The sequence below is a fragment of the Candidatus Abyssobacteria bacterium SURF_5 genome, from assembly GCA_003598085.1.
Classification (GTDB): Bacteria; Abyssobacteria; SURF-5; order SURF-5; family SURF-5; genus SURF-5.
The window spans coordinates 1-11072 of record QZKU01000074.1 but is presented as its reverse complement, the minus strand read 5'-3'; the positions used below and the strand labels follow the sequence as shown (position 1 = coordinate 11072).

11 protein-coding genes are annotated in these 11072 nt (G+C 54.6%); 10 read left to right on the top strand and 1 reads right to left on the bottom strand.

Annotated features, from left to right (window positions below):
- Positions 1 to 286 precede the first annotated feature (286 nt).
- The 10 genes from C4520_10890 (at position 287) to C4520_10845 (ending at position 9833) form a co-directional block, all read left to right on the top strand.
- Positions 287 to 961 (top strand): HAD family hydrolase, encoded by a 675-nt coding sequence (locus C4520_10890; protein ID RJP20766.1) that lies wholly within the window; start codon positions 287 to 289, stop codon positions 959 to 961.
- Between the two features lie 248 nt (positions 962 to 1209).
- Complete coding sequence (locus C4520_10885) at positions 1210 to 2070, top strand: transketolase (protein RJP20765.1); 861 nt, start codon at positions 1210 to 1212, stop codon at positions 2068 to 2070.
- The gene (locus C4520_10880) at positions 2067 to 3083 is read left to right on the top strand and encodes a transketolase family protein (protein RJP20764.1); all 1017 of its coding nucleotides are present in this window, start codon (positions 2067 to 2069) and stop codon (positions 3081 to 3083) included. Before C4520_10885 ends, C4520_10880 begins: the two co-directional genes overlap by 4 nt.
- A 1-nt stretch (position 3084) precedes the next feature.
- Positions 3085 to 3879 carry a hypothetical protein gene (locus C4520_10875; protein RJP20763.1) on the top strand — a complete coding sequence of 265 codons (795 nt, stop codon included), beginning with the start codon at positions 3085 to 3087 and terminating at the stop codon, positions 3877 to 3879.
- Between the two features lie 346 nt (positions 3880 to 4225).
- Complete coding sequence (locus tag C4520_10870; protein ID RJP20762.1) at positions 4226 to 4891, top strand: DNA-binding response regulator; 666 nt, start codon at positions 4226 to 4228, stop codon at positions 4889 to 4891.
- An 11-nt stretch (positions 4892 to 4902) separates the two neighbouring features.
- Positions 4903 to 6348, top strand: a complete 1446-nt coding sequence (locus tag C4520_10865) for a HAMP domain-containing protein (GenBank protein ID RJP20761.1) — start codon at positions 4903 to 4905, stop codon at positions 6346 to 6348.
- Between the two features lie 152 nt (positions 6349 to 6500).
- Positions 6501 to 7238, top strand: a complete 738-nt coding sequence (locus C4520_10860; GenBank protein ID RJP20760.1) for a glycosyltransferase — start codon at positions 6501 to 6503, stop codon at positions 7236 to 7238.
- A complete protein-coding gene (locus tag C4520_10855; protein RJP20759.1) occupies positions 7235 to 7510 on the top strand; it encodes a hypothetical protein in 276 nt (91 codons plus the stop codon). The genes C4520_10860 and C4520_10855 overlap by 4 nt, the downstream gene beginning before the upstream one ends.
- A complete protein-coding gene (locus tag C4520_10850) occupies positions 7507 to 9189 on the top strand; it encodes a glycosyltransferase family 39 protein (protein RJP20758.1) in 1683 nt (560 codons plus the stop codon). Before C4520_10855 ends, C4520_10850 begins: the two co-directional genes overlap by 4 nt.
- A gap of 23 nt (positions 9190 to 9212) precedes the next feature.
- On the top strand, positions 9213 to 9833 hold the full coding sequence (locus tag C4520_10845) for an isoprenylcysteine carboxylmethyltransferase family protein (GenBank protein ID RJP20757.1): 621 nt from the start codon (positions 9213 to 9215) through the stop codon (positions 9831 to 9833).
- 9 nt (positions 9834 to 9842) lie between these two features.
- Here C4520_10845 and C4520_10840 read toward each other — a convergent pair whose 3' ends face one another.
- Complete coding sequence (locus C4520_10840) at positions 9843 to 10790, bottom strand: mechanosensitive ion channel family protein (protein ID RJP20767.1); 948 nt, start codon at positions 10788 to 10790, stop codon at positions 9843 to 9845.
- Between the last annotated feature and the right edge of the window lie 282 nt (positions 10791 to 11072).

The following is an 11072-nucleotide window of genomic DNA, read 5'->3' as shown; positions in this document are numbered from 1 at the left end:
TTGATCGCGACTTTGCTCAAGAAATCTGCTGGTGGGATTACTTAAGGCAACTCAAGAACTTATGTGGGAATTCCCCACCCGGTTTGCGGAATCGCTGGCGCGCGCGCCGACAGCGGTTTTTTTCGGAGGAACGGATTATGGCCAAAACCGTGGACTGAAAGTTTTTGAAATCGTGGACAGTTGTAACAGAAAATTATAGAAGAGTATACTCAAGTTCTTGATTTTTCAAAAAACGTGGTATAATTTATTCCGTCTTGGGTGAACAAAGGGTGCTCTGAGGGTAATTATGGAAAAGCCGAGAGTCATTTGCTGGGACCTCGATGAAACGCTCGGATTTTTCCGCAATCTGGTATCCGCTCGAGGCGGCGGAAAAGCTCCTCACCCGCAGGACAGCTATGTTCTGCGAAAGGATCTCATCCGCGCTCTGAACAGGATGATCGACAAGGGTTATCGCCACGTCGTCGTCAGTTCCGCCAAACTGGAGTATTCCAAAAATGTGCTAAGCTCTATTTGCCTGGACGCCTATTTTGATAAGGTCGTTGCCCGGTCGCAGTTGAATGAAGCATTTTGGGGAAAACGATATTTGCCTGCCGCCGAGGCATTCAATCTTGATGAAGCGGATGCGCTTTCAAATGTTCTCGTTATTGCGAATCAGGCTTCGGATGAGCCGGTTGATCTCGGGGTGGTTTTCCTGCACGACCGCCGCGGCCTTGAGGTAAGCGCATTTGAGTATGAACAGGTGGCCGAGGCCCTGTGGGAGCGCGGCGAAGGCAGTTTTAAGCGCGGGTTCGATTTTTTCTTTGAAACGGGGAGGAAGGTAAGTTGTCTCGACCAGGAGATGAATTTCATGCTGGTCTCTTCGAAGGTTACCGAGACCATTTCCGCCGATCTGGGCTATAAGAATTCTCCGTGTAATCCCGACCTCAAAATCCCCATAATGTACAATTTCCGCTCCGCCTGAGTCTGCACATTTGCCCGCGGGTGTATCATGGGGTCCGCCGATCTGCCGGGCTTTCCCCTATTCCTCCACCTCCGATCAGACGGACTGTGTGTTCCGGCCTTGAGTTGCTCATCAGGGACCGCCCTGTTTTGAAAAAAGTCGACAATGGTATATACTTTGGGACAGATGAGATCAAGTGTTTCTCATTTTGATGAAAACAGGTCGGGTAGTGGCCGATCGGAGACCGATCGAGGACAAGGAGAAAGCTTATGGCGCTAACCGCAGAGGAACGGCAGAAGCTGTATGCCCAAGCCAAACAGCTCCGGCAGGATATTGTTGATATGACCAGTTGGGCGGGCGGAGCCCACATTGGTGGAGGATTGAGTGTAATCGATATCCTGACCATCCTCTATTTCAAGTATTTGAACATAAACCCGAAAGACCCGTGTTGGGAAGACCGGGACCGTCTTGTGTTGAGCAAGGGACATGCTGCGGTGGCATACGCACCGGTGCTTGCTCGGCGCGGCTTTTTCGACACTGAGGAACTGAAGACCTTCAATAAGTTCAAGAGCCCCTTCGGAATGCATCCTGACTCGTGCAAGGTGTGCGGGTGCGATGCATCCACCGGTTCGCTCGGGCACGGCTTATCGATGGCTGTGGGTATGGCGCTTGGGGCGCGCGTTTTGGGGAAGAACGTGAAGGTGTACTGCGTACTTGGGGATGGCGAGTGTAATGAAGGGACCGTCTGGGAGGCGCTGATGGCAGCCGCTCAATTCAAGCTGACGAATCTGATAACTGTCATTGACCGAAACGGCCTGATGATCGACGGTCCAACCGAAAAGGTGATGGGAGTTGAGCCGCTGGCGGACAAGCTCAAGGCGTTCGGCATGGATGTCGTGACAGTGGACGGACATAATATGGATTCGCTTGCCGAGGGCATCGAGAAGGCGCTTGCCGCACAGGATAAGCCGGTGGCTGTACTGGCCAGCACAGTAAAAGGAAAGGGAGTCGATTTTATGGAGAATCAGGTTCCCTGGCATTATGGCTCGGTGGACGCTGCGTTGAAAGAGAAAGCACATGCCTCTATAGAGAAAATGTATGAGGCGCTGCTGCGAGGAGTGGGCGTATGAGCGACGGAACCGGAACAACCTGGACTTGCTATGACGCCGCAACAATGTCGGCGCGCGAGATTTACGGGCGCGTCCTTGCGGAAATGGGAAAAACCGATACCAGGATCGTGGGCTTATCGGCCGACCTGGCTAAATCCACGGCCATTGCATTTTTTGAGAAGGGGCATCCCGACCGGTTCTTCAACATGGGCATAGCCGAGCAGAATATGATGGGGGTCGCGGCGGGCATGGCAAAGATGGGGTTGATTCCATTTGCCAGCACGTTTGCCGTGTTTGCGGCCATGCGAGCCGCCGAACAGGTGCGCACCGACATCTGCTATCAGAAGCTGCCGGTGAAGATCATCGCCACCCACTCAGGCATCAGCTTTGGGGCGGCCGGCACGACCCATCACTGCACCGAAGACATCGCCATCATGAGAAGCTTCGCGAACATGACGGTAATCGTTCCGGCTGACGGGACGGAAACAGCGAACGCGGTGCGGGCGTGCGTGGACATTCCCGGTCCCGTGTATATGCGGATCGGGCGCGGATTCGAGCCGCCTTTCTATGAGAACGAGAATTACGGGTTCAAGATTGGAAAGGCGCACACGGTGCGCGAGGGCAGCGACCTTGCGATCATTACCTGCGGGATAGGCGTGCTGCAATCGGTCGAGGCGGCCCGGACGCTGGAAGAGGCGGATGGTCTTTCCGTGCGCGTGATCAACATGCACACCATCAAACCGATCGACCGCGATGCGATCATGAAGGCTCTGACCGAAACCCGCAGGGTTATCACCGTCGAGGAGCACAACATGCTCGGCGGTTTGGGGAGCGCGGTAGCCGACGTAATCGCCGAGAGCGGCAAGGGATGCGCCTTCCGCAAAATAGGGCTTCCGGACACCTACAGCGAGGTTGGATATCCGGAAGACCTGTATGCTCACTATAAGCTGGATTCAAATGGGATTGTGGACACGATCCGGCAAGTAATGAAAATCGAATTCGAAGAAGACGAAGACTGGGAAGACGAGGTCTGAGATGGGAACATCTGAACAGGATATCATGACAGCCCGGCTTTTTTTTCGAGCCGCTTTCCCGGTGATGAAGGTACCATTGGTCGATGACGAGAAGATGAGGAAGCTCTTCGAGAACGAGAAGGGAGCAGTCCAGTTCTCCGCTGACAACGGCGGTGCGAAAGTGGGGGCCTACCTCACTTTTGATCGCGGGCGGTTTTCGACCGCCGAAGGCATTTCCGAGAACCCCGATATCACCTTCCACTTTTCCTCGGTCCAGAAGATGAACACGATGTTGACCGGCGGAACGGTCCTTCCCAAGATCAAGGGAGGGCTGAAGAACCTGCGTCTTTTGCTCAAGGTGTTCAAGCTTCTGATGAGCCTGAAACTGATGATGCCGAATGCGCGCCCGAAGGACGCGCAGAAGCGTTACCTCAAGGTGAAGATGTCGCTGTACATGATCACCACGGCTCTGAGCGTTTTCAACAAGCTTGGCGACGCGCGCATGAAGGAGTGGACTGGCAAACAGCCGGACCGCATTTATCAGTTCACGGTCGAGCCGTATGAGGAAGAGAAAGGGATTGCCGCTTACCTGCGTGTGAAGGCTGGCAAGACGAAGGCGGGACGCGGCGTCTACCGGCGGCGCCGGCCGTTCGTCCATTTCCGGTTCAACACGGTTGACGGCGCAATGAAGGTGCTGCTCAAGGAAGTAGAATTCGTCGAGGCGGTTGGAAAGAACTGCGTCGCGGTGGACGGTTCGCCCGAATATGCGGCCCAGCTCAACGACTTCATGGCGGTTTTGCAGGGAATGATGACATAAGAAGGACCTTCCAAAAAGTTTAATTATGACGTGATTTTGAATGGCGCACCAATAGATATCTCCTTTGGGGCGGCCAAACGGACGCTGCTCAGTCACAGACACTCCTCTTTTTCAAGTGTTTTGCGTGTCCTGTTGCCATTCCTTTAGATGCAAAGTGAGAATGCACTGCCAAAGGCAGCCGACCTCCTTTCTCCGCGTTTATGAATCAGCGACAGTGTCCGCAATCATCGTTATCTTGAAAAGCGCGTTGGAGTTTTAGCTGGGTCACCGGATCAAGCTTATGAGGCGAGGGAGTGACCGCGACGGTTAGGACTGGTATCATTACGGATGGGGATTCACCGGCGCTATGAGAGTTCTGCTGGTAGAAGATTCGAAACGGCTTCAAAGGTCTGTTTCTCTCGGGCTGAAGAAAGAGGGCTTCAAAGTTGACGCCACCGGTGACGGCGAAGAAGGTCTCTGGCTCGCCGAATCCTGTGATTACGACGTGATTATTCTCGATTTGATGCTGCCGGGTCTGGACGGCTTGTCGCTGTTGCGCCGGCTGCGCGAGAGTCAGCGACCGGCCAGCGTGCTGATTCTCTCGGCAAAGGACACGGTTGAAGACAGGGTCAAGGGATTGCAGGCGGGAGCGGATGATTATCTGGTAAAGCCATTCGCGTTCGAAGAGCTTCTTGCCCGGTTGAGGGCGCTCATCCGCCGACGATACGGCGTGAAGCAGAATTTCGTCTCGATTGGCGAGTTGCAGATTGACCTAGCCACACGAACCGTAAGCCGCAGGGGCGTATCAATCGAACTGCCGCCGCGAGAGTACAATCTTCTCGAACTGCTCGCCTTGCGGCGCGGCGCAGTGGTCAGCCGGGCTGAAATTGAACAACATATTTACGACGAGCGCAAGGAGCCGATGAGCAACGTGGTCGACGCGGCCGTGTCGTCCCTGAGGAAAAAACTGGGGGAGGCTGGGGAGCCGTCCCTGATCAAGACCCGGTCAAAGGCAGGATATCTGATTGAGTAGAAGAGGATTTCATGGGATTGAAACCGAGGAGCCTTAAGAACCGCCTGTTGCTGTCCCTGTTCGTTGTGGCGGTTGTTGTCTTCATCCTGACGGAGTTGATTTTCATCGAGAAGGGGCGGCGCTCTCTCGTCAAGATGATCGAGAAGAGCGTCGATGCCTATGTTTCGAGCCTGGTCGCCATGCGATTGGCTGGTCCTGACGGCGGGACCGGGTTGAATCTGGCCGAAGAATCCATTGGAGAGTCGAAGGACCGCTCCACCAATGCTTACTTCCTGATTCTCCGGCTCAGCGACAGCAGGGAAATCGCACGGTCGGAATCGCTCAGGGATGTGAACCTGTCATTGCCGATGTCGCCGCAGGAGTTTCCTCGCGGCAAAACCTATTTCTGGAAGGCCCGCATTCAGGGCGAAAAGGTACGCTGCGCCGCGCTACGCGAGTTCGCTCGCATAGAAACGGCTGGTGATGCCGGCTCATCGATGGATTCCGGTGAAAGCGAATGCCTCTTTATCGCGGGCTTGAGCCAGGGCTACATCGGCATCCGGCTGCGGGAGACACTCGAGATCACGGCGCCGCTTTTGACAATCGAATTGGCCGTCATGCTTGCGCTGGGCTGGGTGGTCATCTGGCGAGGCCTCGCGCCCCTGCGCGTTTTCGAGCGAGAGGTGCAGGCGATTTCCTCGGCGAACCTGACGCCGGTCACTGTCCCGGAAATCAAGGAATTTGCCAGTGTCGCCACAACGCTGAACGCCATCATCGCTAATCTCAAAGACGCGTTCGAGCGCGAGCGCCGATTCACCTCGAATGTGGCGCATGAGCTGCGCACGCGGGTGAGCGAAATACGCTGTGCGTCCGAGGTGGCCCTGAAATACGCGGACGATCTGAATGAGCGTGAGCGGAAGAATTATGAGGACATTCTTCAGTCGGCAAAAGAAATGCAGGACACGGTGCTGAACCTGCTCACATTGGCGCGTTGTCATGCAGGCCAATTGAAGCCGCAGAAGGACTTGATTCAGCTACGGCCACTCATCGAGTCGCTCTGGGAGAAGCGGGCGAAGGAGGCGGCGTCTCGTGGGATTATTGGCTTCGGCGCTGTCCCGGAAAATCTTTCGATTGTGACCGACAGGAATTTTCTGGAGATTATTCTCGACAATCTCTTTTCGAACGCCGCCAGTCATTCCGTCGAGAACGGAAAGATCGGGTGGGTGGCGAGCAATCATGGCGGCGAGTTCTCATTTTCCATATCCAACAGTGTTCGAGGGCTGTCAGAGGACGACTTGCGCTGCATGTTCGAGCCGTTTTGGCGGAAAGATGAAGTCCGCTCCTCCGGCGACAGCCACAGCGGCCTGGGCCTATCCCTGGTCAAATCGCTGGCCGGGGTTCTCGGCCTGAGCGTAAGCGCCCGCCTCACAGCTCCCGCAATCCTCACAATCACTCTCTTTGAGAAACGCGCGGCCTGATTCTTGCCAGTTAGAAAAAAACCGTAATCTTTCCGTAATATTGTCCCTCCTATAATCAAAGGCGACGCCATCTTATCAGAGTGTTGGGGGCGAATCAGCCGCGGCGCCAGTGCTGAAAATGCGGCGATTGAATCCGTCATCGAATCCTCGATATGCACGGGACGCGGAACGAGGGCAGAGCGAACATGATATCGGTTATCATCCCCGCTTACAACGAATTCGAATCTCTGCGGCCGCTTACTGTCGAACTTCTTCAAACAATGCGAGATCTCGGAGAGGACTTTGAGATTCTGTTTGTGGATGACGGGAGTACTGACGCCACACGCGAGGTTTTGCGCTCACTCGCCGGCGAGTTTGACGAGGTCCGCTTCATCGGTTTTAGAAAAAATTGCGGACAGACATCTGCGATGGCAGCCGGTTTCAAGTGTGCCAGGGGTAACATTCTCGTGACGCTCGACGCCGACATGCAGAACGATCCGGCCGACATCCCCGGGCTTTTGGAGAAACTCGAGGACTATGACGTGGTGTGCGGCTGGCGCCGGAAAAGGCGCGACAGCATTGTGAGGAGAATATCCAGTCGCGTGGCAAACTCCGTCAGAAACAAGCTCAGCGATGAACAGATAGTGGACGTGGGGTGTTCACTGAAAGCCTATAAGAGGGAGTGTGTCGAGCAGCTGAAGCTGTTTGAAGGCATGCACCGTTTCCTGCCCACCTTAGTGAAGTTGGAAGGTTATCGCGTTGTGGAAGTTCCCGTAAATCATCGGGAGAGAAGGATGGGCGTGTCCAAATATGGCATCCGAAACCGAATCATGAAGGCCTTTATTGATCTGCTGGCTGTCAGGTGGATGAAACGACGGCACATCCGATACGAAATCGAGGAGGAAGGATGACGCGGGCGTGGTTAATCATCGGCTTTGTCGGCCAAATAGTCTTTTCACTGCGGTTTCTGGTCCAATGGGTGGCTTCCGAACGTTGTGGAAAAAGCGTTATCCCGGTCGCCTTCTGGCATATCAGCTTGCTGGGAAGTTCAATACTTCTCGCATACGCCGTTTATCGGCGCGACCCGGTTTTCATTCTGGGCCAAAGCTTTGGCGCTTTCATCTACATTCGCAATTTGATGTTGATTTTTAGGTCGAAACCATCGCTGGAGAAGCACTCTTGAAATCATATTTCGCTCAGCACATAGGCCCCGCCGGCGCCGGGCATGCGGAAATGAATTCAAAATCTCGGACGGCAAACGAAGTGGCTGCGCTACTCTTGGCCGCATATTTCCTCTTCTTTTATGGCATAGGCGCCCGCTCTCTGTGGAGCCCTGATGAGCCGAGATACGCCCAAGTTGCGAGGGAAATGCTCGTGACCGGTGAATGGATTGTCCCGCACCTCAATGGAGAGGTGTATCCGGAGAAACCGCCGCTCTACTTCTGGCTTGTGGCGCTCCTTTCGAAACTTGGCGGCGAGGTGACGGAGAGCACCGCTCGCATACCGTCGGCGACGGCGGCCACTCTTATCGTTCTGCTCACTTATTTCCTCGGACGCGGGCTGATGGGTCGGGACGAAGCTTTTTGGGGAGCGCTCATCACTGCAACGAGCGCTCAATTTTTTGTGAATGCGCGAGAAGGCGCGCTCGACGCACTCCTCGCCCTAAGCATTCTCGCCTCGCTTTCCCTCTTTTATGTGGGTTATGCAAAGAGTAAGCCGGCCCTTTACCTGGCCGGTTTCCTCTTTATCACGCCTGCCGTTCTGACCAAGGGACCCGTGGGATTCGCGATTCCGCCGCTTGTCATGCTCGTGTTTTTAGTTGTAGAGATTCTGTTTCGGGGCGTGCCTGCAAGGAAACAAATCTGGTGGTTTATTGGAGCGGCGGCATTCGGTCTGCTTCTGGTCGCCGCGATGGTGGCGCCGTGGTGGTTTTCGGCTTATCAGAGGAGCGGCGGAGCGTATGCCTCACTTTCCATTCTCACGAAACAAACGTTGGGGCGCATGATTGAATCCTATTCTCATCAACGCCCCTGGCATTATTATCTCGGAGAGATATGGTGGCAGTTTTTCCCTTGGTCGGTATTTTTACCACTTGCCGCATACCGCCTCAAAAAGAACGGATACCTGCGTACGAATGGAGGGCTTCGATTCATTCTGGTTTGGTTTTTGACTGTCTTTCTGTTTTTCACTTTTGTCTCCGGGAAAAGAAGCCAATATCTGATGCCGCTGCTCCCGGCGGGAGGGCTGATTCTGGGATGGACACTGGTTAATGCGAATCCCGGTGAAGGGCGGCTGAGGGAGCGAAAGGCGTTTTCCATTCCCTTGGCGCTCGCGGCTCTGGTTTCCGGTGCGGGCGTCGCCGTGATTGTTCTTTATGTCTATCACCACGCGAACAGATCAATCATCTCTGCAGTTCCACCGGTTGCCGTTTTCTGGGCAATCCTTGTCACGGCAAGTCTGGTATGTCGCGACCGCCCTCCAAAGACCGCGCTGGCTTGCGTAATCGCGACGACCGTTCTGGCGGTCGTCTATGTATACGGACATCTTTCGCCGGTGGCCGACGACTTCATGTCCGCCCGTCCGTTTTGCAGCGACGTGCTGGCTGCCTCGGGCAAGAGCGATAGCATAGCCTTTTACCGCACCTATCGTCCCAATATACATTTTTATATGAATCGAACTATTCCGAGGGTCGATACCGAAGGGGGGTTGCGTCAGGCGCTCGAAACTACAGACAGACTGCTTGTGATCCTGCAGGCGCGGGAGCAGGATTCTCTCATCCGGGACGTTCAGTGCAAGCTTGAGACAATTGCGCAAGCGAAAATCGGCAGTAGAGAGATGGTGTGCCTGGCACTGTGGCGATGATGTGAAAGGGAGGATAAGAAGCAATGACGGAACGTCTTATTTCTGCGGGTGACTACGCCGGGAAGAAAGCCGCTGTCAGGATCGGGCGATTTCTCTTCAGGTCGCGCAATTTTATTGCGACGCCCATCTTTCTGTTCCTGCTCTGCGCGTTTTTTTCGGAATACGAGAACGACCTTGTCGTATGGACGACGGGACCGGCAATCATATGCGCCGGCGAGGCTTTGCGATTATGGGCGATGCGGCATATCGGGCGAAGCGCCCGCACGCGGAAAGACAAAGCACGCCGATTGGTGGTTTCCGGCCCCTATGCGTTCATAAGAAACCCGCTCTACGTAGGGAACCACCTGACCCTCGCCGGATTCTGCGTGCTATCGGAAATGCTCTGGTTCGTTCCCATGGCGCTGTCCATCTGCTTTGTCTTCTATTCCTTCATCGTTATCTATGAAGAGGACCTGCTCAAACGGCGGTTCGGGGATGAGTATGCAAGATATGCCGCCGAAACGTCTCGCTGGATTCCTCTTCCGAAGCTGAACAAGTTGTTTGGTCGGGAATGGCGCGAGGCATTTTTTCGCGAACGCAGCACCATTTACGGTTTGTTGGCAGGCATACTTAGCTTTGCTTTGAAGGAGCTTGCTTTCTCTTGATTAGTAAATCTATCCGTCTTTCCTGTCCAATTCGTCATTTTGTTCTGCTTCTTTCGCAGAAGCGAGTTCGAGAAGCCTGAGCTCGAATGGCTTGCTTGCTTCGCCGAAATAGACTGTTTGGTGCGGGAACGGGATTTCGATACCGTTCTCGTCGAAGGCGATTTTAACACGGCGGAGAAACTCGCGGCCCACCATCCACTGCCGGATCGGCTTCGTTTTGATTCTTCCCTTGATTATGACGGCGGAGTCAGCGAATTTGTCGACGCCGTAGATTTCGGCATCCTCGATGATACAGGAGCCGAAGGTTTCGTCTTTGCGCATCTCGTCGCAGATTCTCTTCAGCATCTCGACGACACGATCGGTATTCTCTTTATAGGCGACGCCGACGTCAAAAACGTATGCCGACCAGCCGTAGGTCATGTTGCTCAACGTTGAGATAGCGCCGTTCGGAAAGACGTGCAGGGTCCCCGTGAGGTCTCGGAGGACGAGGGTTCGAAAGTTGATTTGTTCGACCAGACCGCCCGTGCCATTGACAATGGCGACGTCTCCGACTCGAACCTGGTCTTCGAGAATCATGAAGAATCCCGAGATGATGTCGCGAACCAGGTTCTGGCCGCCGAAGCCGACGGCAAGGCCAACGATGCCTGCGCCGGCAAGAATCGGTGCGATATCGACTCCGAATTGCGGAAGAATGGTAAGACCGACCGCAATCCACAGGACCAGCAACGCCGCCTGCCGCAGGAGGCGGGTGAGCGTCTGCACGCGCTTTGCGGATTCGGACGGCGGCTCGCCTTCGGCCATTTTTTGTCGGATCAGGCGTTGCTCGAGGTGGCTGATTAATTTCAGAAGCACTGCCTGCGCGACCAGAGCCAGGAGCAGGATCAGAATGACAGTCGCTCCGGATTCCACTACGCTCGCCCATTGCAGTTGACTGAGCAGGTCTGCGGCATTCCTCATCATCTCCTCCTCAAAGTGGATATTCCCCGCCCTCATTATGACTCTCTTCTTCAGATGCTAACGCATTAGCAATTTGCATGTCAAGGAAAAGAGGCCGATGCGCTCTATCGCCGCGGGCGCAGCGTCCGCGAATTCACTGATCCGTGATTGTTGGATGGGGAGTGCACGGACGGGCAAGAGAAATTAAGCTCCTCACAAGAATTTGTGGGTTAATTGTGGCATAGGAAGGTCTCCGAGCACGTGATAAAGGGCAAGCGAAAAGGTTTCAAATGTGCGGTAGCC

Bases quoted from the DNA above. Each gene is read 5' to 3' on its own strand.
- C4520_10890 (RJP20766.1), top strand. From the start codon at position 287: ATGGAAAAGCCGAGAGTCATTTGCTGGGACCTCGATGAAACGCTCGGA.
- C4520_10885 (RJP20765.1), top strand. From the start codon at position 1,210: ATGGCGCTAACCGCAGAGGAACGGCAGAAGCTGTATGCCCAAGCCAAA.
- C4520_10880 (RJP20764.1), top strand. From the start codon at position 2,067: ATGAGCGACGGAACCGGAACAACCTGGACTTGCTATGACGCCGCAACA.
- C4520_10875 (RJP20763.1), top strand. From the start codon at position 3,085: ATGGGAACATCTGAACAGGATATCATGACAGCCCGGCTTTTTTTTCGA.
- C4520_10870 (RJP20762.1), top strand. From the start codon at position 4,226: ATGAGAGTTCTGCTGGTAGAAGATTCGAAACGGCTTCAAAGGTCTGTT.
- C4520_10865 (RJP20761.1), top strand. From the start codon at position 4,903: ATGGGATTGAAACCGAGGAGCCTTAAGAACCGCCTGTTGCTGTCCCTG.
- C4520_10860 (RJP20760.1), top strand. From the start codon at position 6,501: ATGCACGGGACGCGGAACGAGGGCAGAGCGAACATGATATCGGTTATC.
- C4520_10855 (RJP20759.1), top strand. From the start codon at position 7,235: ATGACGCGGGCGTGGTTAATCATCGGCTTTGTCGGCCAAATAGTCTTT.
- C4520_10845 (RJP20757.1), top strand. From the start codon at position 9,213: ATGACGGAACGTCTTATTTCTGCGGGTGACTACGCCGGGAAGAAAGCC.
- C4520_10840 (RJP20767.1), bottom strand. From the start codon at position 10,790: ATGAGGAATGCCGCAGACCTGCTCAGTCAACTGCAATGGGCGAGCGTA.